25 protein-coding genes and 2 tRNA genes are annotated in these 25167 nt (G+C 66.5%); 16 read left to right on the top strand and 11 right to left on the bottom strand.

From position 1 onward, the window contains the following. Positions 1-68 precede the first annotated feature (68 nt). From AC3ISA_RS12390 to AC3ISA_RS12370, 5 genes are all read right to left on the bottom strand, one after another. Positions 69-800: a TlyA family RNA methyltransferase gene (locus tag AC3ISA_RS12390; RefSeq protein ID WP_489178116.1), complete on the bottom strand. Its 732-nt coding sequence runs from the start codon at positions 798-800 to the stop codon at positions 69-71. 151 nt (positions 801-951) lie between these two features. After that, complete coding sequence (locus tag AC3ISA_RS12385; RefSeq protein WP_489178115.1) at positions 952-3789, bottom strand: valine--tRNA ligase; 2838 nt, start codon at positions 3787-3789, stop codon at positions 952-954. 117 nt (positions 3790-3906) lie between these two features. Continuing rightward, entirely contained in the window at positions 3907-4524 is a 618-nt protein-coding gene (locus AC3ISA_RS12380; protein ID WP_489178114.1) for a DUF2497 domain-containing protein, read from the bottom strand. A gap of 163 nt (positions 4525-4687) precedes the next feature. Further along, positions 4688-6223 carry a TolC family outer membrane protein gene (locus tag AC3ISA_RS12375; RefSeq protein ID WP_489178113.1) on the bottom strand — a complete coding sequence of 512 codons (1536 nt, stop codon included), beginning with the start codon at positions 6221-6223 and terminating at the stop codon, positions 4688-4690. A gap of 139 nt (positions 6224-6362) precedes the next feature. Then, entirely contained in the window at positions 6363-6992 is a 630-nt protein-coding gene (locus tag AC3ISA_RS12370; protein WP_489178112.1) for a protein-L-isoaspartate O-methyltransferase family protein, read from the bottom strand. Positions 6993-7126: 134 nt separating this feature from the next. Here AC3ISA_RS12370 and AC3ISA_RS12365 point away from each other — a divergent pair. After that, a tRNA-Cys gene (locus AC3ISA_RS12365) sits at positions 7127-7200 on the top strand. A gap of 54 nt (positions 7201-7254) precedes the next feature. On the opposite strand, the gene AC3ISA_RS12360 is transcribed toward AC3ISA_RS12365, so the two are convergent. Beyond that, positions 7255-8085, bottom strand: a complete 831-nt coding sequence (locus tag AC3ISA_RS12360; RefSeq protein ID WP_489178111.1) for a TrmH family RNA methyltransferase — start codon at positions 8083-8085, stop codon at positions 7255-7257. Positions 8086-8127: 42 nt separating this feature from the next. Between AC3ISA_RS12360 and AC3ISA_RS12355 the strand changes: the two genes are divergently transcribed. The 7 genes from AC3ISA_RS12355 (at position 8128) to mnhG (ending at position 14375) form a co-directional block, all read left to right on the top strand. After that, positions 8128-8202, top strand: a tRNA-Asn gene (locus AC3ISA_RS12355). A gap of 220 nt (positions 8203-8422) precedes the next feature. Beyond that, positions 8423-11341, top strand: coding sequence for a monovalent cation/H+ antiporter subunit A (locus AC3ISA_RS12350; RefSeq protein ID WP_489178110.1), 2919 nt, complete (start codon positions 8423-8425; stop codon positions 11339-11341). Beyond that, positions 11338-11682, top strand: a complete 345-nt coding sequence (locus AC3ISA_RS12345) for a Na+/H+ antiporter subunit C (RefSeq protein WP_489178109.1) — start codon at positions 11338-11340, stop codon at positions 11680-11682. The genes AC3ISA_RS12350 and AC3ISA_RS12345 overlap by 4 nt, the downstream gene beginning before the upstream one ends. Then, positions 11679-13274, top strand: coding sequence for a monovalent cation/H+ antiporter subunit D (locus AC3ISA_RS12340; RefSeq protein WP_489178108.1), 1596 nt, complete (start codon positions 11679-11681; stop codon positions 13272-13274). Before AC3ISA_RS12345 ends, AC3ISA_RS12340 begins: the two co-directional genes overlap by 4 nt. Beyond that, a complete protein-coding gene (locus AC3ISA_RS12335; RefSeq protein WP_489178107.1) occupies positions 13271-13759 on the top strand; it encodes a Na+/H+ antiporter subunit E in 489 nt (162 codons plus the stop codon). Before AC3ISA_RS12340 ends, AC3ISA_RS12335 begins: the two co-directional genes overlap by 4 nt. Further along, the gene (locus tag AC3ISA_RS12330; RefSeq protein WP_489178106.1) at positions 13756-14037 is read left to right on the top strand and encodes a K+/H+ antiporter subunit F; all 282 of its coding nucleotides are present in this window, start codon (positions 13756-13758) and stop codon (positions 14035-14037) included. The genes AC3ISA_RS12335 and AC3ISA_RS12330 overlap by 4 nt, the downstream gene beginning before the upstream one ends. Continuing rightward, positions 14034-14375, top strand: coding sequence for a monovalent cation/H(+) antiporter subunit G (gene mnhG, locus AC3ISA_RS12325; protein WP_489178105.1), 342 nt, complete (start codon positions 14034-14036; stop codon positions 14373-14375). The genes AC3ISA_RS12330 and mnhG overlap by 4 nt, the downstream gene beginning before the upstream one ends. Positions 14376-14453: 78 nt before the next feature. Here mnhG and AC3ISA_RS12320 read toward each other — a convergent pair whose 3' ends face one another. Beyond that, positions 14454-15212 carry a hypothetical protein gene (locus tag AC3ISA_RS12320; protein ID WP_489178104.1) on the bottom strand — a complete coding sequence of 253 codons (759 nt, stop codon included), beginning with the start codon at positions 15210-15212 and terminating at the stop codon, positions 14454-14456. Positions 15213-15323: 111 nt separating this feature from the next. On the opposite strand from AC3ISA_RS12320, the gene AC3ISA_RS12315 reads away from it, so the two are divergent. Then, positions 15324-15929 carry an LOG family protein gene (locus AC3ISA_RS12315; RefSeq protein WP_372694561.1) on the top strand — a complete coding sequence of 202 codons (606 nt, stop codon included), beginning with the start codon at positions 15324-15326 and terminating at the stop codon, positions 15927-15929. Between the two features lie 105 nt (positions 15930-16034). Beyond that, positions 16035-16328 carry a DUF8200 family protein gene (locus AC3ISA_RS12310; RefSeq protein WP_372694559.1) on the top strand — a complete coding sequence of 98 codons (294 nt, stop codon included), beginning with the start codon at positions 16035-16037 and terminating at the stop codon, positions 16326-16328. Between the two features lie 16 nt (positions 16329-16344). Here the strand turns inward: AC3ISA_RS12310 and gltX are convergent, their stop codons facing one another. Then, on the bottom strand, positions 16345-17679 hold the full coding sequence (gene gltX / locus AC3ISA_RS12305; RefSeq protein ID WP_489178103.1) for a glutamate--tRNA ligase: 1335 nt from the start codon (positions 17677-17679) through the stop codon (positions 16345-16347). Between the two features lie 95 nt (positions 17680-17774). Here gltX and AC3ISA_RS12300 point away from each other — a divergent pair, with 95 nt between their 5' ends. Together AC3ISA_RS12300 and AC3ISA_RS12295 are read left to right on the top strand one after the other, a co-directional pair. Beyond that, complete coding sequence (locus AC3ISA_RS12300; RefSeq protein ID WP_489178102.1) at positions 17775-18047, top strand: type II toxin-antitoxin system VapB family antitoxin; 273 nt, start codon at positions 17775-17777, stop codon at positions 18045-18047. After that, positions 18044-18436 carry a type II toxin-antitoxin system VapC family toxin gene (locus AC3ISA_RS12295; protein ID WP_489178101.1) on the top strand — a complete coding sequence of 131 codons (393 nt, stop codon included), beginning with the start codon at positions 18044-18046 and terminating at the stop codon, positions 18434-18436. The genes AC3ISA_RS12300 and AC3ISA_RS12295 overlap by 4 nt, the downstream gene beginning before the upstream one ends. Before the next feature lie 12 nt (positions 18437-18448). On the opposite strand, the gene dksA is transcribed toward AC3ISA_RS12295, so the two are convergent. After that, complete coding sequence (gene dksA / locus AC3ISA_RS12290; RefSeq protein ID WP_346495876.1) at positions 18449-18883, bottom strand: RNA polymerase-binding protein DksA; 435 nt, start codon at positions 18881-18883, stop codon at positions 18449-18451. A gap of 179 nt (positions 18884-19062) precedes the next feature. Further along, complete coding sequence (locus AC3ISA_RS12285; protein ID WP_489178100.1) at positions 19063-19488, bottom strand: flagellar assembly protein FliX; 426 nt, start codon at positions 19486-19488, stop codon at positions 19063-19065. Positions 19489-19671: 183 nt separating this feature from the next. Here AC3ISA_RS12285 and AC3ISA_RS12280 point away from each other — a divergent pair, with 183 nt between their 5' ends. The 4 genes from AC3ISA_RS12280 to AC3ISA_RS12265 all read left to right on the top strand — a co-directional run bounded on the left by AC3ISA_RS12280 (position 19672) and on the right by AC3ISA_RS12265 (position 23199). Continuing rightward, positions 19672-20793, top strand: a complete 1122-nt coding sequence (locus AC3ISA_RS12280; RefSeq protein WP_372694549.1) for a flagellar basal body P-ring protein FlgI — start codon at positions 19672-19674, stop codon at positions 20791-20793. A gap of 2 nt (positions 20794-20795) precedes the next feature. Beyond that, positions 20796-21098 (top strand): rod-binding protein, encoded by a 303-nt coding sequence (locus tag AC3ISA_RS12275; protein ID WP_346495873.1) that lies wholly within the window; start codon positions 20796-20798, stop codon positions 21096-21098. Continuing rightward, positions 21095-21532, top strand: a complete 438-nt coding sequence (locus AC3ISA_RS12270; RefSeq protein WP_489178099.1) for a flagellar basal-body protein FlbY — start codon at positions 21095-21097, stop codon at positions 21530-21532. Before AC3ISA_RS12275 ends, AC3ISA_RS12270 begins: the two co-directional genes overlap by 4 nt. Before the next feature lie 89 nt (positions 21533-21621). Beyond that, entirely contained in the window at positions 21622-23199 is a 1578-nt protein-coding gene (locus AC3ISA_RS12265) for an EAL domain-containing protein (protein ID WP_489178098.1), read from the top strand. 214 nt (positions 23200-23413) lie between these two features. Here the strand turns inward: AC3ISA_RS12265 and AC3ISA_RS12260 are convergent, their stop codons facing one another. Continuing rightward, positions 23414-25024, bottom strand: a complete 1611-nt coding sequence (locus tag AC3ISA_RS12260; protein WP_489178097.1) for an ABC-F family ATP-binding cassette domain-containing protein — start codon at positions 25022-25024, stop codon at positions 23414-23416. Positions 25025-25167: the final 143 nt, after the last annotated feature.

The raw sequence follows: 25167 nt of genomic DNA, 5'->3' as shown, positions 1-25167 counted from the left end.
CGGAGGATCAGTCCTCCGGCGGTTTCTCTTTGTTAGGGGCTATCGCGCTTCGCGCTACTTGAGCCCGTTTAATTGGGCTTTTTGGCCCACAGCAGGAACTCGACATTGCCATCGCCGCCCGTGATGGGGCTTTCGGTCGTGGCCTGCACGGTCCAGCCGAAAGCTTCCAGCCAGTCTCGGACACGCTGCACGGCCAAGGCGTGGGCCTGCGGGTCTTTGACCACGCCCTTCTTGCCGCCACCCGGCCCATCGGCCTCGAACTGCGGTTTGATCAGGGTGATCAGGTCCGCACCGGGAGCCGCCAGGTCGAGCGCGGCGGGCAGCACCTTCGCCAGACTGATGAAGCTGGCGTCGCAGACGATCAACGACGGCGGCGGCGAGATCAGATCGGTCGTGAGATCGCGCGCATCGGTGCGCTCCAGATTGATCACACGTGGATCGGCGGCGACCCGCTCGTGCATCTGGCCGAACCCGACATCGACGGCGAACACCTGGGCCGCGCCGCGATCCAGACAGACCTCGGTAAAGCCGCCTGTCGAGGCGCCGACGTCCAGCACCACCCTGCCCTCGACCGACACAGGCCAGACGCTCAGGGCGTGATCCAGCTTCAACGCGCCGCGCCCGACCCAGCGGTGGGCGGGTTGGGCCTGAAGTTCAGCGTCGTCAGCGAACTGCTCCGAAGCCTTTCGCACGACCACGCCATTGGCGACCACCAGCCCCGCCTCGATCGCCGCGCGCGCCTGCGAGCGACTTTCGAACAGGCCTCGCGCGACAAGCAGTTGGTCGATCCGAACCTTCACGCCCTTCTCCCCTCGGTGGAGAAGGTGGCTCGCGGAGCGTGACGGATGAGGGGGCTGCCTGAAACACGACAGGCCGACGACAAGGGGGCGGCGAAAGCCCCCTCATCCGAGCGCCTGCGGCGCCCACCTTCTCCCCTGAGGGGAGAAGGGCTCACAGCGAGGCCAGACGCGCCAACGCCGCCTGCAGCTTGACCTTACCCGCCTCGGCTTCGGCCAGTTTGGCGCGCTGCTCGTCGACGACTTCCGGCGCGGCGCGTGAGACGAAGTTGGGATTGCCCAGCTTCTTGTTTACATGGCCGATGTCGCTGTCGAAGGCGGCGATCTCCTTTTCCAGACGCGCCCGCTCGGCGGTAAGGTCGATGATGCCGGCCAGCGAAAGCGCGACCGTCGATCCGCCCGAGACGAAGGTCACGGCCCCGGTAGGCGCGGCGTCCGCCGATCCGACCTCGGACACGCGGCCCAGGGTCAGGATCAGGTCGCGGTGGCGTGCGAGCCGTTCAGCCGTGACGGCGTCCGGTGCGACGAAGGCCAGCGGCGGCTTGGCCGACGACGGCACGTTCATCTCGGCGCGCAGCCCACGGATCTCACCGACCAGATCGACCAGCCAGCCGATCTCGGCCTCGGCCGAGGCGTCGATGAAGGCGTCCGGCAGCACGGGCCATTCGGCGCCGATCAGCAGCCCCTCGCGCGCCAGACCTTCCTTGCCCAGCTCTAACCACAGCTCTTCGGTGATGAAGGGCATGACGGGGTGCAGCAGCTTCAGCGTTTGGTCCAGGGTCCAGGCCGTCATGGCCCGAGTCTCGGCCTTGGCGGCTTCGTCGGCGCCGTTAAAGACCGGCTTGGCCAGTTCCAGATACCAGTCGCAGAAGACGTTCCAGACGAACCGGTACAGAGCGCCCGCCGCATCATCGAACCGTCCGCCTTCGATGGCCTCGGACACGGCGCGCTCGGCCTTGGTCAGTTCGCCGCGGATCCAGCGGTTGATCGTCTGTTCGACTGTCGCGGGATCGAAGCCCGCGACGCGCTGCGCCTCGTTCATCTGGCTGAAGCGGGCGGCATTCCACAGCTTGGTGCCGAAGTTGCGATAGCCTTCGATCCGCTGCTTCGACAGCTTGATGTCGCGCGTGCCCGACAGGATGGCCATGGTGAAACGCAGCGGGTCGGCGCCCAGCTCGTCGATGATGCCCAAGGGGTCGATGACGTTCCCCTTGGATTTGCTCATCTTCTGGCCCTTCTCGTCGCGAACCAGACCGTTGATGATGACGCGCTTGAAAGGAACCTCGCCCATGAAGTGCTGACCCATCATCATCATCCGGGCGACCCAGAAGAAGATGATGTCCGCCGCCGTGACCAGGTCGCTGGTCGGATAGAACCGCTCCAGATCCTCGGTCTTCTCGGGCCATCCCATGGTCGAGAACGGCCACAGGGCCGAGCTGAACCAGGTGTCGAGAACATCGTGATCTTGAGAGAGGTGAACCTCTTCATATTTCTCGCCGTCCCCGAAGAAGCGGGGAGCCATGTCGAACGACGCCGTGCAGCCGTAAAAGCGCTCAGCTTCCAATCTCGCTTCTTCGGCCGTTTCCGCGACAAACACACGTAGGTCGAGCTTTGATGGATCAGCAGGGCGTGATCCATCGTCATTGGCAGGTGGGCCAAAGTACGCCGGGATGCGGTGGCCCCACCATAGCTGGCGGCTGATGCACCAGGGCTCGATGTTGCGTAGCCATTCGAAATAGATCTTCTCGTACGACTTGGGCTCGAACACCGTGTCGCCCTGCTCCACCGCCTTCAGCGCGGGCTGGGCCAGGACCTTGGCGTCGACGTACCACTGGTCCGTCAGCCACGGCTCGATGACAACGCCGGAGCGGTCGCCGTGCGGCACGACGTGCTTGGTCTTCTCGATCTCGCGCAGCCAACCCTCTTCCTCGGCGCGGGCGACGATGGCTTTGCGCGCGGCGAAACGGTCCATGCCGACGTATTCAGCCGGAACGTCGGGCGTGTCGTCTCCGGTGATACGGCCGAAGGCATCAAGGATGTTCAGCGACGGCAGACCCGCCCGCTTGCCCACGCCGAAGTCGTTGAAATCATGCGCCGGCGTGATCTTCACCGCCCCCGAGCCCTTTGTCGGATCGGCATAGTCGTCAGCGACGATGGGGATGCGGCGACCGACGATGGGCAGAGTCACGAACTTGCCGACCAGACCGGCATAGCGCTCGTCCTCGGGGTGGACCGCCACGCCCGTGTCGCCCAGCATAGTCTCGGGCCGGGTCGTGGCGACTACGATAAAGTCGCGGGTTTCCCATTCCGTCGCCTTGCCGTCCTCGCCGAAGGCGATGGGGTGTTCGTAGGTCACGCCGTCCGCCAACGGATAGGCGAAATGCCAATAGGCGCCCTCGACCTCGCGCTGCTCGACCTCCAGGTCCGAGATAGCGGTCTGGAAATGCGGGTCCCAGTTCACCAGCCGCTTGTCGCGATAGATCAGGCCTTCCTTGTGCAGTTGCACGAAGACCTTGCGCACGGCGGCGTTCAAACCCTCGTCCAGCGTGAACCGCTCGCGCGACCAGTCGCAGGATGCGCCCAGGCGGCGCAGTTGCTGGACGATGGCGCCGCCGCTCTCGGCCTTCCATTCCCAGACCTTTTCGATGAAGGCGTCACGGCCCATGTCGCGCCGGCTGATATTGCCGGCTGCGGCCATCTGGCGTTCGACCACCATCTGGGTGGCGATACCGGCGTGGTCGGTGCCGGGCAGCCACAGCACCGCCTTGCCCTTCATCCGGTGATAGCGGGCCAGGATGTCCTGCAGGGTGTTGTTCAGCGCATGGCCGACGTGCAGGCTGCCGGTCACGTTCGGCGGCGGAATGACGATCGAATAGGCATCGGCGGAGCCGTCGGTCGCTGCGGTGGCGCGCGGCGCGAACAGTCCGCTCTCTTCCCACTGGGCGTACAGACGGGGCTCGGCGGCCTGGGGTTCGAAGGTCTTCTCAAGCATGGGACTTCTTTGATCGTTGTCGTGCGGCGCAAGCGGCGCGGCCACACGGGGCCTCGAATGACAAAGGGCGGCCCCAGCAGGAGCCGCCCTTCGATTAGTCTGCGGTGAAGCGAAGGGCTAGGCGCTGCGCGCGATGCGTTCGACTTCCTTTTGTACCGCCGCCTGGACGATGCCGGGCAGATTGTTGTCTAGCCAGTCCTTCAGCAGCGGACGCAGCATCTCGCCGACCATGGCCTCGACGGTGTTGCCGCTGAGGAAAGGCAGGTCGCCCGACGCGGCCTGGGCCGGTTCCGGCTTCTTGAACGAGGCGGCCAGGCCGGCAAAGGCCGAGGCGGCGCTGGCGGCCGCGCTGTCGCCGACCAGAGTGTCATAGCCGGAGTTAGGGGCGGGCGCAGGCTCGGGCGCCGATTCGGCATAGACCGGCGCGGGTTCAGGCTCTGGCTGATAGGGCTCGGGCGTATGTTCGACCACGTCCAGGTCGCCAATGATTTCGGCCGGCGCCTCGTAACGGTCGGTCAGCTCCAGCACATCGTCCTCGACGGCGGGTTCCGGCGTCGGCTCGACCGGGGCGGCGAAGATGGTCTCGGCCGCCAGCGGCTCGGGCACAGGCTCAGGCGTGGCTTCAGGCGCAGCAGCCGCCGGCGTCTCGGCCGGGGCCTCGTCTTCGGAGATGATCCGGCGAATCGACGCCAGGATCTCTTCCATGGTCGGTTCCTGGGCGGACTGATCGGTCATGGCGCAACCTTGGGCGAGGCCTGGGAAGAAGTTGGCTTACGGAACGCTCCGCACGCCGCGAATGGGCGGACGCCGAACGACGGATCGTTCGGGACCTATGCCTTGTCGTCGCATCTTCGCCCGTCGGAATCAACGGGCGGTTTCGGTCCGTATTCGGCGGCCGTCAGTTCTGCGGCGCGGTGCGAACGACCTCGCCCTTCAACTGCGCATCGATCGGCGCATCGGCGGCGTCCACGGCGCCGACGATGGGCGGCGAGGCGACGCGATCCAGCGTCTCGATCACGCCGTCCCACGGCAGTCCGCTGCGACCCTGGACTTGATCGTAGTTGGTCGCGGGATCATAGACGTCGACGGACGGGTTCAACGACGGACCTTCCAACTGGCCCATCGCCGACAGGAGCGAGGCGCGGGCGACATATTCGGCGGCGCGGGCGTTGGCGACCGATGTCTGGGCGTTTCGCAGCGCCAGTTCCTGGTTCAGCACGTCCAGCGTGGTGCGAAGACCGACCTGGGCCTCCTGACGCACGCCTTCGGCCGCGACCGAGGCGGCGCGGACGGCTTCAGCGCCGGCCGAAACGGTGGCGCGGGTCGACAGAACCTGGGCATAGGCCGAGCTGACGTTCTGCAACACCGTGCGGCGTTCGCCCTCGATTGTGATCTGGGCGGCGTTGGCGCGTTCCAGCGCCTGGGCCACGCGCGAACGGTTCAGCCCGCCGGTGAACAACGGCACCGACAGGGTCGCCCCGGCGGTGAAGCTGCGGCGGTCGGCCAGTTGGCCAAGATCGTTCAGATCGTTTGTCGATCCGCCGTAGGAGGCGGTGGCGCGCACGGACGGCAGATATTCGGATCGGGCGGCGGCGACGGCGGCCTCCGCACCTTGCAACGTGTAGGTCGCGGACAGCACGGCGGGGTTCCGCTGAAGCGCGGTCTCGATGGCGACATCGAAGTCGGTCGGCACGGCCGGCAGGGTCGGAGCGGCCTCCAGATCGGACGGCGACTGGCCGACGGCGGCGGCATAGGCGGCACGCGAGGTGGACAGCTGAGCCTGGGCGTTGGCCAGATCGGCCTGAGACTGCGCCAGGGAGGCTTCGGCCTGGGCCACGTCTGTGCGGGTGATCTGTCCGACCTCGAACCGGGCGCTGGTCTCTTCCAGCTGGCGTTGAAGCACGGTCAGGTTCTCCTGACGGATACGCAGGACTTCCATGTCACGGGTCACGTTCACATAGGCCCGGATGACCGACAGCATGACCGACTGTTCGATCTGGCGCAGGTTTTCGCGGCCGGCCAGCACGCTGGCGCGGGCCTGGTCGATGACGCGTGAGGCGCGGCCGGCGGTCCAGATATTCTGGCTCAGGCTGACGCCGGCATTGGCGCCGTCGCTTTCGGACGACGAGGTCGTCACCTGGGTGTCGGGAATGCTGTCGCCGTTCGTATCGACGAACTGGGTCACGGCCGGGAAATCGTTGCGGGTGTAGTTGACGCCGGCCGAGGCGCTCAGCGTCGGGCGCAGGCCCGAGCGGGCCTGGACCACCGTCTCGTCCAGCGCGCGCTGGTTGGCGCGTTGGGCCAACAGGTTGGGGTTTGTACGATACGCCAGAGCGATCGCGTCCTGAAGCGTCTCGGCCCAGGCCGGCGCGCCCAGTCCGGTCATCACGGCGACCACTGCGGCCGAACCCAGCACACGCGAGCGTTTCAACATTGTCCGTCCTTGCCTGACGCCCCGAGGAACGCCCGAATGTTTTCTCAAGCGTAACTGCGGCCTGACCGAACCACACGCCAGTTAAGTTTTCTTCACGGTTGCGAACGGGATTTCCGTCGCAACCGCGCGTCTCTTTGTCTTACAGCGCGAAAGTGGGGGCCGGCGTCAGCTCGGCAAGGACCGATGGGGACGAATCGAACAGTTCGCGGCGCGACAGCCCTTCGCGCGTCTGAACATACAGGGCCGCCTTGCCGATAGCGCCGCGACGCTCGACCACCACGATACGGCCGCCGGGACGCAGGGCGGCGCCCCACGATTCGGGCAGGCTCTGCACGCCGCCTTCGGAAATGATCAGGTCCCAGCCCTCGCCGGCCGGTTGGGCCAGCGGCGCGACCACCGTCGTCACGCCCTCGGCCGCCAAAGCCTCGCCGACGACGGCGAAAACGGCGTCGTCCGATTCCTGAGCCGTGACCGTCACGCCCATGCGCGACAGCAGGGCGGCGGCATAAGGGGCGGCGATGGCCAGGGCCTTCTCGCCTGTCCGCGCATCGGCGGCCTGAAGCAGCTTGGCCACATCGCGCGCGGGCATCAGCCGGCGATCGCCCGCGATGACCACCGATTCTTCGGAATAGGCGGCGAAGGCGCGGTCGGATGCGCAGTACTGTTCACGCGGCACGGCCATCATGGCCAGGTGAATCGCGCGATCCGTCACGTCGTTCACCCGCACCTGCGAGTCGACCATAGCCTTGCGCTCGGCGGTGAAATCCATCTGTAGGCAGCCTTCAACGATAATCCGGGAGGAAAACTCGCGCGCTTATAGGTCCGTGCGTTGCAGCGGACAATCCGATCTGATAGCGAACGGCCCTCGCGATGACCGCCCCCGAGAAATCGGGGACAAAAAGCGGCCTGATGGCGGAGTGGTGACGCAGAGGACTGCAAATCCTTGCACCCGGGTTCGATTCCCGGTCAGGCCTCCATCGCGACGATACGGACGAAGGCCGCCCCTCGGGGCGGCCTTCGCGTTTCCAGCCTCAATCAGACAGGGCCGTAGTCGTCAAATGATGCAGGACCACCGCGCCGGTGGCGGCGACGTTCAGCGAATCGAACCCGCCCGCCATGGCGATACCGATGGGCCGACAGCGCTCGATCAGATCACGGGGCAGACCCGGCCCCTCCGACCCCAACACCAAGGCGACCGGCCCCGTGCGTCGATACTCCGACAGGCGCTCCGTCGCCGACGGCGTCAGGGCCAGCACCTCGACGCCCGCCTTTTTCAGCGCGTCCACGATGACCTCGGCTTCGGCGATAGCGAACGGCGTGCGCAGCACGGCCCCGACCGAGACGCGAATGGCCTTGCGATAAAAGGGATCGCAGCAGGTCGGATCCAACAATACCGCCTTGGCGCCAAACGCAGCGGCGTTCCTGAACAGCCCGCCCATATTGTCGTGATTGCCGATGCCGCTGGCGACGACGAACATATCCTGAGGCCCCACGCCCGCCAGTACGTCGGCCAGCGACGGCGGCGCAGGCTTTTCGCCCAGGGCCAATATGCCCCGGTGAAGCTCGAACCCGGCGATCCGGTCCAGAACCGGCTGGCGCGCCACATAGACGGGCGTCGCAGGCGGCAGGGCCTGCATCACATCCGTCAGGGCAGCCACTCGCTTCTCGGCCAGCAGCAACGACAATGACCGGCAGCGTGACGCCGCCGACGCCAGCCCCCGCACCACTACCTCCCCCTCGGCGATGAATAGGCCTTGTCGGCCCGTCAGATCGCGCTCGCGGATATCACGATAGGCCGCGACACGCGGGTCTTCGGGATCGTCGATGATTATCGGGTCGATTTGCTCAATTTCCCATTGCAAGATCAGAACGCCCGCTGCTATAGGCCCGCCTCCCGAGCATGTTCCGCGGTAGCTCAGTGGTAGAGCAGCCGACTGTTAATCGGCTGGTCGTAGGTTCGAATCCTACCCGCGGAGCCACTCGGGAGTAAAGGCCGCTGTATTGACAGGCCTTGAGAACAACCTCCTCAAAAGACAGCAAGTATTGAGCCGACCTCCGCAGTCGGCGGCGTTTGCCGCGCTGCGGTGTCGCTTTGACGGGCGGCGTTTGACTTCGTAGGTGTCGCAGGCGTCGAACCATGCTCAACCTTGAGCGTTCGGCCATGCCACACGCGAGACTTCGGAGAGACGCCCCGCCGCAATGTCCATCAGCTTCCTCCTCGTCGTCATTCTGGTCCTGCCCTTCCTCGGCGCCGTCGTCGCGTCCGGCCTGCCGCGTCATGCACGAACGTCTGCGGCCATACTGTCGTGGGTCGTGGCCTTGATCAGCCTGGGGTGTCTGGCGGCGCTGTGGCCGATGTTTCAGGACGGCGAGACGCTGCGCTACGAGATTCCTTGGCTGCCGTCGCTGGGGGTCAATCTGGTGCTGCGGCTGGACGGACTGTCGTGGCTGTTCAGCGCCCTGATCCTGGGGATCGGCGCCTTGGTGGTGCTGTACGCCCGCTACTACATGTCGCCGAAGGATCCGGTTCCGAGGTTCTTCTCCTTCCTGCTGGCCTTCATGGGCGCGATGCAGGGGGTGGTGCTGTCGGGCAACCTGATCCAGCTGGTGGTCTTCTGGGAGCTGACCAGCCTCTTTTCCTTCCTGCTGATCGGCTATTGGCACCAGAATCCGGCCGCGCGCGAAGGCTCGCGCATGGCGCTGACGGTGACGGCGACGGGCGGGATCGCCCTGCTGGTCGGCATGATCCTGATTGGACGGATCGTCGGCAGCTACGATCTGGATGTCGTCCTGGCCTCGCGAGATGCGATCCAGGCCAGTCCGCTGTATCTGCCGGCCCTGATCCTGTTGCTGCTCGGCGCGATGACCAAGAGCGCGCAGTTCCCGTTCCACTTCTGGCTGCCGCGCGCCATGGCCGCGCCGACGCCGGTCAGCGCCTATCTGCATTCCGCGACCATGGTGAAGGCGGGCATCTTCCTGCTGATCCGGTTCTGGCCGGTCTTTGCGGGGACCGAGAGCTGGTATCTGATCGTCGGCGGCATGGGTCTGGCGACCCTGTTGCTGGGCGCCTGGTGTGCCATCTTCCAGCATGATCTCAAGGGCCTGCTGGCCTATTCGACCATCAGCCATCTGGGACTGATTGTCCTGCTGCTGGGGCTGGGAAGCCCGCTGGGCTGCATCGCCGCCATCTTCCACACCGTGAACCACGCCACCTTCAAGGCCTCGCTGTTCATGGCCGCCGGCATCATCGACCATGAGGCCGGCACGCGGGATATGAGAAAGCTCAGCGGCCTGTTCCGCTTCATGCCCTTCACCGCTACCCTGGCCATGGTGGCGGCGGCGGCGATGGCGGGCGTGCCTCTGTTGAACGGCTTCCTGTCCAAGGAGATGTTCCTGGCCGAGGCGGTGGCCAGCGTGAACACCCACGGACTGAACCTGCTCCTGCCCGCCCTGGCGACGTTGGCCAGCGCCTTCAGCGTCCTCTATTCGCTGCGGTTCATCCACACGACCTTCTTCGGCCCGCCCCCGACCAAGCTGGACCGCGTGCCGCACGAGCCGGTCGCCTGGATGCGGCGTCCGGTCGAGGTGTTGGTGGCCCTGTGTCTGGTCGTCGGCATCTTCCCGGCCGTGACCGTGGGTCCGTTTCTGAAGAGCGCCGCTGTTTCGGTGCTGGGCTTCGATCTGCCTTATTACAGCCTGGCCCTGTGGCACGGGTTCAACCTGCCGCTGGTGCTGAGCCTCATCGCCCTGGCGGGGGGCGTGGGCCTGTATGTCGTCTTCGGCAAACGGATCAACGCCAATCCGCGCGGCGGCCCCTGGGGCTGGAAGCGGCTGAACGGCGGCTGGCTGTTCGAACGGGCCATGACCGGACTGTTCAAGGGGTCCGAAGCCCTGGTCCACCTGTTCGGCGCGACGCGACAACAACCGCAGTTGCGCGCCATCGTCCTTGTCGCCCTGCTGGCGGGTGGCCTGTCCGCAATCGGCGCGGGGCTGATCATCACGCCGATCATGCCGACGCTCACTCTGTCGAACTGGGCCTTCGCGGGCCTGTGGCTGATCGGCGCCAGTTGTGCGGTCGCTGCGGCCTGGCAGGCGAAGTATCACCGACTGGCGGCCGTCGTTCTGATGGGCGGGGCGGGCCTGGCCAGCTGCCTGTCCTTCGTCTGGCTGTCGGCGCCGGATCTTGCCGTGACCCAATTGCTGGTCGAGGTCGTCACCACCGTCCTGCTGCTGCTGGGCCTACGCTGGCTGCCCAAACGGCTGGAGACCATCCGCCTGCCGCAGGCCATGGAGCGGCGTTCGCGTCGCCGCCGTCGCATCGACCTGATCATCGCCGCCGCCGTCGGCACTTCCCTGGCCGCCATCTCCTATGCCGTCATGACGCGGCCGTCGGTCGAGGGGATCTCCCGCTTCTTCGTCGAGCATGCCTACAAGGACGCGGGCGGGCGCAACATCGTCAACGTCATCCTGGTCGATTTCCGGGCCTTCGACACCTTCGGCGAGATCACGGTCCTGGGCATCGTCGGCCTGACCGTCTTCGCCCTGCTGCGTCGCTTCCGCCCGGCCGACGACACCCTGTCGGGCCCCAGCCAGCAGCGCGCCCAGAACGCCTCGGACCGGGATCACGAGACACGGTCCGAGGGCGACACCCTGAAGGAAACCATGCTGATCCCGCGCGTGGTCATGCGCTGGATTTTCCCCTTCATCATCCTGCTGGCCGTGCACCTGTTCCTGCGTGGTCATGACCTGCCTGGCGGCGGATTCGCGGCTGGCGTGGCCCTGTCGATCGCCTTCATCCTGCAATACATGGCCTCGGGCGCCCGGTGGGTGGAAGAGCGGCTGGCCATCCGGCCCATCTTCTGGATCGGCGCCGGCCTGGTGATCGCCGCGCTCAGCGGGATCGGGTCTTGGCTGTTCGGCTATCCCTTCCTGACCTCCTGGTTCCAGTATGCCGACCTGCCGATCCTGGGCCGTGTGCCCCTGGCCAGCGCGGTGCTGTTCGATCTGGGCGTGGTCGTCCTGGTCGTGGGCGCCACGGTCCTGACCCTGGTCGCCCTGGCGCACCAGTCGCTGCGCAAGCCCAAGCAGAGAGACGCCGAGGAAGGAGAACCGTCATGATGGAACTGGTTCTCGCCCTGGCCATCGGCATGCTGGCGGCCTCGGGCGTCTGGCTGCTGCTGCGGCCCCGCACCTTCCAGGTCATCATGGGGTTGTCGCTGCTGTCCTATGCGGTCAACATCTTCATCTTCGCCATGGGGCGGCTGAAGTCGGGCGCGCCGCCGGTGCTGGCGGGCGAGGTCTCGGACCCCGCACGCTACACCGACCCTACGCCCCAGGCCCTGGTCCTGACGGCCATCGTCATCAGTTTCGCACTGACGGCGCTGTTCCTGGTGGTCATCCTGGCCGCGCGTGGCATCACTGGCAGCGACCATGTCGACGGCAAGGAGCCTGACGCATGACCGACTGGCACGCCCATCTGATCATCGGCCCTATCGTCCTGCCGATGATCATCGCCTCGGCCATGCTGCTGGTGGACGAGCGCCGTCGCATCCTGAAGGCATCGCTCAGCCTGGCGGCCATGGCGGCCATTCTGGTCATGGCCCTGATCCTGCTGCACGAGAGCGCCAATGGCGCGGTGGGCGGCGGCGACACCGCGCGCGTCTATCGCCTGGGATCATGGGCCGCGCCCTACGGCGTCGTCCTGGTCGCCGACCGGCTGTCGACGATGATGGTGGCCCTGACCAGCGTGCTGGGCGGGTGCGCCCTGATCTTCGCCCTGGCGCGCTGGGACCGGGCCGGGCCGCGCTTCCACGCCCTGTTTTTGCTTCTGATCATGGGCGTCAACGGCGCCCTGCTGACCGGCGACCTGTTCAACCTGTTCGTCTTCTTCGAGGTTATGCTGGCCGCCTCCTACGGCCTGGCCCTGCACGGCTCGGGCGAGGCCAGGGTGCGGGCGGGCGTCATCTATATCGCCGTCAACCTGACCGCCTCGCTGCTGTTCCTGATCGGCGTCAGCCTGATCTATGGGGTGACGGGCACACTCAACATGGCCGATCTGGCGACGCGGGTGCCGACCATTGCGGCGGGCGACCTGGGCCTGTTCCACATCGGGGCGGCGGTGCTGGGCACGGCCTTCCTGATCAAGTGCGCCATGTGGCCGGTGGGCTTCTGGCTGACCTCGACCTATTCGGCGGCCAGCGCCCCGGCGGCGGCGGTCTTCGCCATCCTGTCCAAGGTCGGGGTCTATGTGATCATCCGCCTCAGCCTGCTGCTGTTCGGCGCCGGTGCAGGGGCGTCCGCCGGGTTCGGCCTGACCTGGCTGATGTTCGGCGGCCTGGCGACCATCGCCTTCGGCACCTTCGGCCTGATCGCCTCGCGCGACCTGTCGCGCGCTGCAGGGTTCGGGGTGATGATCTCGTCGGGCACCGTGCTGGCGATCTTAGGCGTCGGCGATACGGCGGCCCTCAGCGGCGCGCTGTTTTATCTGATCGGCTCGACCCTGGCCTGCGCCGCCCTGTTCCTTCTGGCCGAGATCCTGCAGCGCGGACGCGAGGCCGATGTCGGCGAGGCGCGCGCCGTCTTCGACGACGAGTATCGTGATCCGTTCGATGACGAGGAACGCAACGAGCCTGGGCTGGTCATCCCGGCGGCCGTGGCGGCCCTGGGCGGGGCCTTTCTGATCTGCACCCTGATGGTGGCTGGCATGCCGCCCCTGGCGGGCTTCGTCGGCAAGCTGTCGATGATCGACGCCTTGGTCAACGTGGGCGGCCCGGCGCAATGGATGCTGGTGGCGGTGCTGTCCGTATCCAGCCTCGGCGCCCTGATCGGCCTGACCCGTCTGGGGGTCGGCGCCATCTGGACCCGCGACGAGGATGCTCCGGCATTCGTCGTGGGCGCGGCCGAACTGACGGCGGTCGCCGCCCTGCTCGGCGCCTGCGTGTTCCTGGCCATCTTCGCCGGCTCCGCCCTGATCTACACCGACCACACAGCGGCCTGGCTGGCCGAGCCGCAGGGCTACATCAACGCCGTGCTGGGCGGAGGCGGCCGATGAGACGCATCCTGCCCTACCCCGTCCTGTCGCTGGGTCTGTTCGTCGCCTCGATCCTGCTCAGCGCCTCGGTTGCCCCGCCCTCCTTGGTGCTGGCCCTGCTGCTGGCCTTGCTGGCGCCGGTCATCATGCTGGCCCTTGGTGTGGATCGTGTGCGCCTGAAGGCGCCGAAGGCCATGGCGCGCCTCGCCATCGACGTCGCCGGTGACATCGTACGCTCCAACTGGGCGGTGTCGCAGATCATCCTGGGTCGTCGTCGCCACGAGCGGAAGTCTGGCTTCATCCATATCCCGCTGGATCTGCGCGACCGCTATGGCCTGGCGGTCCTGGCCATCATCGTCACCTCGACGCCCGGCACCCTATGGGTCGAATACGAGTCCGCGACCGGTCGGCTGCTGTTGCACGTGCTGGACCTGGTGGACGAAGAGACCTGGGTGCGCCTGATCAAGGACCGCTACGAACGCCGGCTGATGGAGATCTTCGAATGACGGCGGCGGTGCTGACCTGGGGCCTGGGTCTGGCCCAGTTGATGCTGATCTGCGCCATGGGCTTGGCCGCGTGGCGAATCATCCACGGCCCGCGCGCCCAGGATCGTGTCCTCAGCATGGACACGCTTTATCTGAATGGCATGCTGCTGGTCGTGGTGTTCGGCATCCGCACCAACAGCCAGCTCTATTTCGAGGCGGCCCTGGTGATCGGGATGCTGGGCTTCGCCGCCACCGTGGCGCTGGCCAAGTTCCTGATGCGCGGCGAGGTGATCGAATGACCGAAGCTGAAGTTCCCGCATGGGCCGCCTTCGTCGTCGTGGGTCTGGCGGTCGGTGGATCGGCTCTGTCGCTGCTGGGCGCGGTCGGCCTGACGCGGCTGAAGACCTTTTACGAGCGTGTCCACGCGCCGACCCTGGGGGCGACCCTGGGCATGGCGCTGGTGCTGGCGGCGTCTGTGGTGTGGTTCACGGTGGTCGAGGGGCGCTTTATGCCGCGCGAAATCCTGATCGGCCTGTTCCTGACCGTCACCACGCCGGTCACCCTGATCCTTCTGGCCCGCGCCGCCCTGTTCCGCGACCGCACGGAAAAGGCGAAGGAAACGGCCGACAAGGGCTGAGACGGGATACAAAAGAAGCCCGGCGGGGGCGCCGGGCTGAAATAAGGTTCGGTGATGGTGTCCCTGAGGACGATCGTCTTAGTTAACCGAATTGGTTTCCAGAACATTAACGCCCCGATCCGGCAGCCATGCCGACTGACGCCCGTTCGGCGCCACGGGCCAAGTGATCCGCCAGCCCTGCCCCGCGCGCTCGATGACGAACCCCGTCGCACCGCCAGCACCCGGATAGTCGACGCTCTTGCCGTTCACCGTGATCGTCGCTGCGTCCGCCTGCCCCGTGACGGCCCGCCACCGCCCACGCCCGATCGCCGTCGCCGTCACGCCGACGCCATTGATTGTCACAACGGGCGCAGCCCCTTGCGCCTGGCCGGACGCCATCAGCGTGGCCCCATCCGAATCCACCGCGTCCAAGCCGCCCGCGCCGTCCAGACGCACGGTTGGCTGGCCGGCGGCGATCAGCACGACAGGCCCCGCCCCACCTTGAATGACCACCAATGTTTCGGGCGAAACGGCGGCGTCCTCGCCCACCTGCACCTCGGGCGTGAACCGGACATCGCCGTGCAGGGGCGGCAGCCGAAGCTCGAATCGGCCCGCTCCATCCGCGCTGGCCGCCACCGCAGCCGCATCGGGCGCCCGCAGCACGACGCGCGCATTCGGACCCGCCGCTCCGCGCACGACCAGCACGCCGCCGTCGCGTGTCACACCGTCGATCAGCGGCGGCCGGACCCAGGGCGACGCTTCGTCCGCACCTGTCGGCCCCGCCACGCCGCCCTGCCGGTCGGAACAGGCCGCCGCAGCCAAGACCGCGACACACGCGACGATCATCCGACGTTTCATCCTGCGCCTCTACGATATAGGACTGGCGACCCAGCGGCTTGAGCCTGTGTTAGCTTGAGCGCCGTTGGTTTGGCCATGGCCAGATCGGGTATTCGTTTTCTTCGAGGCTTCATGTCCCTGCCCCCCGTTTCGTTCCTGCCGTTCGACGGCTCCTCCGTCTGTCTGTTCTGCGGCGCCTCCGAAACCGCCGATCCTTCCTACACCGAGGCGGCCTACGCCTTCGGCAAGGCGTCGGCCGAGGCCGGCTGGCGGCTGGTCTATGGCGGCGGCGGCGTGGGCCTGATGGGCGCCTCGGCGCGCGGGGCGCACGAAGCGGGCGGGCGTGTCGTCGGCATCATGCCGGCCTTCCTGCGCAGCCGCGAGCGCCTGTTCGACGAGGTCGAGACCGTCGTCGTCACCTCGATGCACGAGCGCAAACAACTGATGTACGATCAGTCGGACGCATTCGTGGTCGCGCCCGGCGGTATCGGCACCCTGGAAGAAGTCGTCGAACTGCTGTCGTGGAAGCGGCTGGATCTGCACCATAAGCCGGTGGTCTTTTTAAACCTGAACGGCTTCTGGAACGGCTTCTTCGCCCTGATGAAGCACAGCGTCGAGGAAGGCATGACCCCGCCTTCGTTCCTCGACGCCTGGACCGTCGCCGAGACCGTCGAAGAGGCTATGGCCCAGGTTCAGGCCGGCGGCGACGCGCCGCAGTTGAAACATGATCAGCGGTAAGTGATCGTCGCTAATATTCGCGCGACTACGTATTGACAGTTTTTATGGAAAACTGACATTGGGGCGCAGCGGCATGCCGCCGTTCTTCATTTCGGAGAGTTTTTCATGCGCGCCCTGCTCATCGCCGCAGCCCTGTTCGCCGCCGCTCCGGCCGTCGCCCAGACGCCGGCCGCCACCAGCCTGACCCTCGCGGACGCCGCCAAGGCCCCTGACCGCGCCACCATCATCGACGGCGCACGCTGGTCCTGCGAAGGCGCGACCTGCACGGCCGCCGGCGGCACGGAACAGCCCGCCACGCGCGCCTGCCGTCGTGTTGTTCAGAAGTTCGGCGCCGTGACCGCCTTCTCCTACAAGGGCGTCGAACTGAGCGCCGACGAACTGGCCGTCTGCAACGCCTAATGAAGCGCGAGGCGGCTTAGGCCGCCTCGCCTCTCAGACGGCGCTGGATGGTCTCGCGACCGATCAACGGGGCCATGGCCGCCATGTCCGGCCCATGCTGCTGCCCCGTCAACGCCAGACGCAGCGGCATGAACAGCGCCTTGCCCTTGGCGCCCGTCTCGGTCTTCACGGCCGAGGTCCACGCCGACCAGGCGTTCTCGTCGATTACGTCCGGCAGCAGACGCAGCGCCGTCTCGATGAAGGCGACGTCCTCGATCACCGGCTGAACCGGCCCCTGGACGATTTTCGCCATTTCAACGACATCGGCGAACTTGTTCAGATTGCCGCGCACCACCGACCAGAAGGTCTCGCCCAGATCGGCGCCCAGCGCCTGAAGGCGCGGCTGAGCCGTCGCATAGTCCATGACATGCAGGGCCTGGGCGTTCAGCCGGTCCAGATCCGCCGTGTCGTAACGCGCCGGCGACCGACCCATCTTGGAGAAGGCGAAGCTCTGACCCAAGGCCTCGACCGAGGCGCCGACTTCCAGCGGATCGGACGTGCCGATCCGGCCCAGGTGGCTGGTGATGGCGATCGGCTCATAGCCCTGGTCGCGCATGTCGCTGATCGACAGCGAGCCCAGACGTTTCGACAGGGCCGCGCCGTCGGCCCCGACCAGCAGCGGCATATGGGCGAAGCCCGGAACCGTCGCCCCCAGCGCCTCGAAGATCTCGATCTGCGCGCCGGTGTTGGTGACGTGATCCTCACCCCGGATGATGTGGGTGATAGCCATGTCGATGTCGTCCACGACCGACGGCAGGGTGTAAAGGAACAGACCGTCCTCGCGGATCAGGACCGGGTCCGACATCGAAGCCGTGTCCACCTCGGCATGACCGCGCGCGAGATCTTCCCAGGCGACCCGCTTGCCTTCCAGCTTGAAACGCCAATGCGGGCGACGGCCCTCGGCTTCATAGGCGGCCTTCTGGTCTTCGGTCAGCTCCAGCGCGGCGCGGTCGTAGATCGGCGGCAGGCCGCGCGACAACTGCACCTTGCGGCGGCGGTCCAGTTCGTCGGCCGTCTCATAGGCGGGGTACAGCCGACCCGAAGCCTTCAGCTTTGCTGCCGCCTCCTCGTAGCGGTCGAACCGCTTGGACTGATTGTCACGCTCGTCCCACAGCATCCCCAGCCAGGTCAGATCGTCTTCGATCCCCTGTTCGAACTCGGGCGTGGAGCGCGCCAGGTCGGTATCGTCGATCCGCAGCACGAACGACCCGCCCTGCCCCTTGGCGAACATCCAGTTCACCAGAGCGGTGCGGACATTGCCGACGTGCAGCTTACCCGTGGGAGACGGGGCGAAACGGACCTTGACGGACATGGATAGACGACCTCGAAAGCGAGGCGGCTAGGTCGCCCCGCAACCCGGCGAAGTCAAGGCGCGGGTTGGATTGAACGGCACATCATGATAAAGTCATGACCATCATGAACGCGCCTGTGCAGATCAGAAAGCCAGATGTCGCCGAGCGGCTGCGCAGTCTTGCACGACGCGAGGGCCTGTCCATTACCGACCTTGTCGATGAGATGGCGCGCGATCGGGAAGCTCGGGCGAATACGGCCAGACAGGCGGAGATCGATCGAAAGATCGCGGCGGCGGAAGCCATCGTCGCGCATTTCCAGTCGCTTCCCATCCTGGGCCCCCTACTGACCGACGACGACTTCTATGACGAGGACGGCCTGCCCAAATGATCGTCGTCGATGCTTCCGCATTGGTGGCCGTGCTTTCGGACGAGCCGGAGAAGCTCAAGATACTGACCATCCTGGCGACCGAAGAGGCGGTGCTGTCGCCCATAGGTTATTGGGAAGCGCATACGCGAATCCACGGCTTGCGTGGCGGCGACGGAGTTGCAGACCTCGACGCCCTGCTTACGAACTTTGGGATAAGGGTCACGCCAGCGACGGCCGTAACAGCCAAAGTCGCCGCGCAAGCACAGATCGACTTCGGCAAGCGCACGCCCGCCAGGCTTAATCTGGGCGACTGTTTCGCCTACGCCTGGGCCAAGGAAAACAATGCCCCCTTGTTGTTCAAGGGCGACGACTTCGGCCACACCGATCTGACACCTGCCCTTCCCGCTTGAAAGGGCTCAAGGTCAGTCGTCGCGGTGGACGCGTTCGCGGCGTTCGTGGCGTTCCTGGGCTTCGACCGACAGGGTCGCCGTCGGGCGGGCTTCCAGACGACCCAGGCTGATGGGCTCGCCCGTATCCTCGCAATAGCCGTAGGAACCGTCCTCGATCCGGCGCAGGGCGTCGTCGATCTTGGAGATCAACTTGCGCTGGCGATCACGGGTGCGCAGTTCCAGAGCCCGATCGGATTCCGATGACGCGCGATCCACCAGATCGGGGTGGTTTTCGGTCTCGGCCTTCAGATTGACCACCGTGCCCTTGGACTCGCGAAGGATGTCATCCTTCCAGGCCAGCAGCTTCTTCTTGAAATAGGCTTGTTGCCGTTCGTTCATGAACGGCTCGCTGTCAGACGGCCGATACGGGCCGGTTTCGTCGGACACAACGGACGCCAAAGCGTTCATCGATCTCACGCTCTCTAACGCGCCCCCCTGTGGCGCAGAAGGCCGTATAATCAGCCTGTCGAGTCGCGGCAATGTGGTTCTCGAATCCGTGATCCGATTATGGCGATCCGAGGGCTTACAGTGACAAATGTCACTCACTGACCAAGCTTAGCGTTCTGAGATTAGGCGATTTTTCCACCTCAGCCGCGTTTATTGCGCATTTCGGCCTTCGCCAGCTCTACCGAGGCCCTGAGGTCGATCTGGTCCAGCAGGGCGCTCAGCCCTTCGTCGCCGTCGTCGGTGCGTTCCTCGCGCAGGGTTCGCGCCAGTTGATCCAGCGAGGTCTCATCGGCGTCGCCGGTCAGAAGCGCCAGCTTGAGTTCTTCCAGGCGGTCCAGCAGGCCCCCGCCCCGTCGGATCGCCCGGCGACGCTTCTCCAGCGGCCCTTCGATCCCTTGCAAGGCCATAAGAGCCGACACGTCGGAAACGCCGCCGGTCGCAGCGCTGGCCGTCGCCGCCGAAGACGACGCCGCAGCCGGCGCCTGGCCCAGCGAAAAGCCGCTGGCGGATCGCGTCGCGCGTGTGCTCGCGGGCGTGCTGACGCCGTTGGGGCCGACAACCTTCATGCGTAGGTGCTCCGCGTCATGACCTCATGCATGACGGGCGGCGGTGACTGTTTGGTTAACGCCCCGGCAAATCCTGCCGCTTCCCTTTCGCTGCAAAGCCCGCCTGCATTGAATTCACATCGTTAATTATTCGGCACGATCCTCGCAAGGATGCAGGCGTAACCTTGCGTGGACGCCTGACCGATGCAAAATCTTCTTGCCCGCCTTGCCGCCGCCGCCATCGGGACGCTCGCCGTCGCCGCTGCGGCCGGTCCGGCGCTGGCCCAGTCGCAGTCCCGCATCAAGGACATCGCCGCCGTCGAGGGCGTGCGCGGCAACCAACTGGTCGGCTACGGCATGGTGATGGGGCTGAACGGCACGGGCGATTCCTTACGCAACTGCCCCTTCACCCGCCAGTCGCTGGAAGGCATGACCGAGCGGCTGGGCGTCAATATCCGCGGCGCCAACGCCAACACCAAGAACATGGCCGCCGTCATGGTCACGGCCGACCTGCCCGCCTTCGCCACGCCCGGCTCGCGCATCGATGTCTCGGTCGCCTCCATGTGCGACGCGAAAAGCCTGCTGGGCGGTTCCTTAGTCGTCACCAGCCTTCAGGGCGCGGACGGTCAGGTCTATGCGGTGGCTCAGGGCTCGGTCCAGACCGGCGCCGTCTCGGCCTCGGGTGGTTCGGGCTCGTCGGTGACGCGCGGCGTGCCGACCGCCGGCCGTATCGCCTCGGGCGCCTTGGTCGAACGCGAGACCGGCTTCCAGATGGCGAACATGAACGAGGTGCGCCTGAACCTGCGCAACCCGGACTTCACCACGGCCCAGCGCGTCGCCGCCGTCGTCAACGCCGCCTATCCCGGTTCGGCCCTGGCCGAGAACGGCACGGTCGTCGCCCTGCGCGCGCCCGGCGAACTGGGGATGGCGGGCTTCATCAGCCGGATCGAGAACCTGGCCGTCAGCGTCGACACCCCTGCAAAGGTCATCATCGATGAGGTCAACGGCGTCATCGTCATGGGTGACGCGGTGCGCGTCTCGCGCGTCGCCATCGCCCAGGGCAACCTGACCATCTCGGTGGACGAACAGCCGATCGTCAGCCAGCCGGCGCCCTTCAGCCGAGGCCAAACCGCCGTCGTCCCCTCCACCCAGGTCAGCGTCGAAGAGGACCTGGGCACCCAGATGCGCATGGTCGGCGGCGGGGCCAGCCTGTCCACCTTGGTCAACGGCCTGAACGCCCTGGGCGTCAGCCCGCGCGACATGATCAGCATTCTTCAGGCCATCAAGGCCGCCGGCGCCCTTCAGGCCGACATTGAGGTGATGTGAACATGAGCGACCTGACCGTCTCCCCCGATTTGCTGCGTCCCGCCGCCGCCGCGCCCACGGCGCCGAACCGCGACAAGATCGAGGAAACCGCCAAGGCCTTTGAGGCCACCTTCATCTCGCAGATGCTGAAACCGATGTTCGAGGGGCTGTCGACCGACGGCCTGTTCGGCGGTGGTCAGGGAGAGGCGACCTGGCGCAGCTTCATGCTGGATGAAATGGCCAAGAACACGGTCAAGGCCGGCGGCATTGGCCTGAGCAACACCGTCATGGCCGAAATGCTGAAGATGCAGGAGGGGCGGCAATGAGCGACACAGAACTGGCACAGGCGCGTGTGCGCCAACTGACCGCGCTGACGCTGCGCCTGACCGAACGCCTGGAAGCGGAGACTCTCGCCTTCGCCGATGGCCGCCCTCAGGACGTGGCCTCAGGCCTGGCCGAAACCCAGGAGATGGCCAATCTCTATCGTCGCGATTCCGCCCACGTAAAGGCGAACCCGGCCCTACTGAGCGGCGCGCCGCTGGATGACCGCAAGACCCTGATCCACGCCACACGCGACTTCGACGCCGTGCTGACCCGCCACGGTCGCGCCGTCGACGCCGCCCGTCAGATTTCCGAAGGTCTGGTCCGCGCCATCGCGGCAGAGGTGACGGCGGCCCGCACACCGGCCTCCGCCTATGCAGCCGACGGCCGCGCGGCGCTGGGCGACGGACGCGCCGTCGCCATCAACCGGATGGCCTGAGGCCGCGACGTCGCCGACGCCGCAAATCACGGTTCGCGTGCTAAGGATTATTGCCTATTTTTTAAGCGACTGCGTGTCAGCATGGCTTCATGACGCTGACCACCCGCCTGCTAGGCTTGGCCTTCGCATCCGCCGACACATTGGTCGAGGTGGACCCGAAGGGCGTCGTCTCCTTTGCGATCGGCGCTGGAGCGTCGGCGGGCGAGGACGCCGGCGCGACCTGGACGGGCCGACCGCTGCTCGATCTGTTGCACGACGGCGCATCCACCCTGACGGCCTTGGCCAATATGAAGTCCGGCGTGCGTATTCCCTCGACCGCCATCCTCGTGGCGGCAGGTCCCAACCGCGTGCGTCGCGCCTCTTTTCGCGCCTTCGTCCTGCCACAGATGGCGCCGGCCGTGTCCTGCGCCATCTCCTATGAAGGCCCGGCCTTCGCGCTCGAAGATCTTGAAACCCGCCCTCTGCTGGAGGCGGAAGAATTCCTGGCCGACGCCGGGCGGGTGCTGGAGGCCAACACGGACCTCGCCCTGTCCTTCCTGGACATTCGCGGCCTGGAGAACGTCAGCGGCGACGCCGCCGACCGTCTGAACCGCCGCATCGAGGCGACCTTGCAATCAGCGGCCATCGACGGTTCGGGCGCGGCCCAGCTGACCGGCGTGCGTTTCGCCTTGCTGCGTCCCGCCAACGACCGCCGCGACATCGCCGCAGAGATCATCGAGGCCGGCCGCGCCGAAGGCCTTTCGCTCGGCGCCGAAGCCTTCAGTTCGCCGGTGCCGCCCGGATCGGACTCGCTGTGCGTCCTGCGCGCCATGCGGTTCGCCATCGAGGGCTGCCTCAAGGGCGATGGCCTGATCAATCCGCAGATCGCCTTCGCGGACTCGCTGAAGCGCACCTTCCGCGACGCCGAGACCTTCCGCAGCCTGGTCAAGTCGCGCGAGTTCCAGGTCCACTATCAGCCCATCGTCCACCTCGACTCCCGCGCCGTCCACCATTTCGAGGCCCTGACCCGCTTCAACGGAAATACCGGCCCGGCAGACGCCATCCGCATGGCCGAGGAGCTGGATCTGATCGAGTCCTTCGATCTCGCCGTGGCGGAAAAGGTGCTGAAGCGGATGCGTCAGTCGGGCGCCGGCCTGCTGAAGATGGCGATCAACGTCTCCGGCGCCTCCCTGGGCGACGACACCTATGTCGAACAGCTTCTGCGCATGACCGCCAGCGCACCCGAGGAACGTCGACGCCTGATGGTGGAAGTCACCGAGACCTCGGCCCTCGCCGACATCGAGGCCGCCGACCGTCGTCTGGCCGCCCTGCGCGAAGCGGGGATCAAGGTCTGTATCGACGACTTCGGCGCGGGCGCCGCCGCCTTCGACTATCTGCGCAAACTCTCGGTCGATGCGGTCAAGATCGACGGCGCCATCGTGCGCGACATCCAGACGGACGAACGGTCCAAGGCCATGCTGCACAGCATCGTCGAACTGTGCCGCTCGATGAAGCTGGAAACCATCGCCGAGATGATCGAGACCGACGGGGTCGCCGCCGAGCTGAAGGCCGCAGACGTCGAATATGGCCAAGGCTGGTTGTTCGGCCGCGCCGAGGCCGAACCGCGCACACAGCTCACCAGCCCCTCGATGGTCCGTCGCAAGGGCGCCGTCGAAGCCTGGGGCTGACGGCTGGAGGCGACATCCGTGGCCTAGCCATCCCATTTCTGTCAGCAAAGCCTAGACGGATCAGAGACTTGACTTCGACCATCGACAATCGACCTGTCTTGGGGTCAAGCCGTGCGATGATGATCCGTTCGGTCTTTGAAAACTCAAATCCATCCAGAAGTTGGACTCGTTAGACTCGTTGGACTATTTTTTCTGACTTGGAGTCCAAGTCGGATCACAGGGCTAAGGTGCGCGTGATCTCCAACGCGGCCAGGAAGTCTGCGTCGTGGCTGACGACGATCAGCGCCCCGTCATAGGCGGTCAGCGCCGCCTCCACGGCCGCGATGGCGTCCAGATCCAGATGGTTCGTCGGCTCGTCCAGCACCAGCAGTTGCGGCGGCGTCGTGCCGGTCATGACGCAGGCCAGGGCCGCCCTCAGCCGTTCCCCGCCTGACAGGTCGCCGACCCGGCGCTGGGCCGCCGTATTGCGAAATAGGAACCGCGCCAGCGCCGCCTGGGCGTCGTTGACGCTCCCTTGCGGGTTCAGCCGCCGCCACGCCTCGACCAGCGTCTCGTCCGGCTTCAGGATCGCCGCCTCCTGATCCAGCAGGACCGCCCGCACCGGCCGCTCGACGGACCCGGCCGTGGGTTCCAGATCGCCTGTGATCAGCCGCAACAAGGTCGTCTTGCCCGCCCCGTTCGCCCCGGTCACCGCGACCCTCTCCGGCCCGACCAGCCTCAGGTCGATCGGCCCAACGACGGGTCGCCCCTCCGGCGTCGCCCACGATGCCTGATCCAGCACCAAGACAGTTCGCCCAGCCGCCAATCCCGTCGTCGGCATGGGGATGGCCAGCGCCCGCGTCCGTTCAACCCGCTCCTGCGCCGCTGCCAGCGCACCTTGCGCCGCTTCGGCCTGTCGCGTTGCCAGCAGCCGGTCGCGCCCGCCGCTGTTCTCGGCCCGCTCGGCTCGGGCGCCCAGCAGGATTTTCGGCAGATCGCCCTTGGCCGCCTTGCGCCGCCCTGCCGCGTCGCGCTTCGCCTTGGTTTCGGTTCGCCTCTGCGCCTCGGCGCCCGCCCGCGCAACATCGCGCTCGGCCTCGACCAGACCCCGCTCCGCCGCGTCGCGCTCAGCCGCCTTTCGCGCGACATACAGGTCATAGCCGCCGCCGTAGATCGCCACGCCCAGGCCTGACACCTCCACGATCCGGTCCATCCGACGCAGCAGGTTGCGGTCATGGCTGACCACCACGGCCCCGCCGTCCAAACGCCCGATCACCTCGGCGACCAGCGCCCGCGCCTCCACGTCCAGATGATTGGTCGGCTCGTCCAGCAGGATCAGATCCGGCCGCGCCAGCATCAGGCCCGCCAGCCTCAGACGTGTCTGCTCGCCCCCGCTCAGGCTGACGGTCAGCCGATCCAGCGCCACCCCCGACAGACCCACGGCGGCCAGAGCCTCGCCCAGCCGCACCTCCAGCGTCCAGTCGGCCTCGGCCAGATCGTCGGCCGTCCCCTCGCCGTCCAGCACCCGCGCAATGATGGCCAGATCCTGCGCTACGCCTAAAGTCTGCGCCGCCGTCTCGTTCGGCTCAGGGTCGTAGCGCTGATCCAGCACACCCACCGACCCGGCGCGCGCCACCGCGCCCTCGGCCGGCGTCGCAGCGCCCGAGATCAGGCACAGCAGCGTGCTCTTGCCCGCGCCGTTGCGGCCGACGACGCCCGTGCGCTCGGCGCCGAACGTCAGGCTCAGATTATCGAATAGGGTTACGCCGTCAGGCGTCCTGGCGGCGACCTTGTCGAGTGTCGCGCGTGCGGACGGGGACGCGTTTCGGCTTTGGCTGGTTGGCATTGAGGATCACGAGCAGCATGGCGGACAGGGCGGAACCGGTGGCCAATGCGATGATCATGATCGTCAAACCTTCTGCAAAACGCGTCAGAACAAGGAGGATGGGTCGTAATCCTGCAATGCGCAAGTCTGGTGTCGAACACGGC

The organism is Brevundimonas sp. KH_058 (assembly GCF_057838505.1).
Note: the sequence above shows the minus strand (reverse complement) of the source record. Positions and strands in the feature narration are given on the sequence as shown.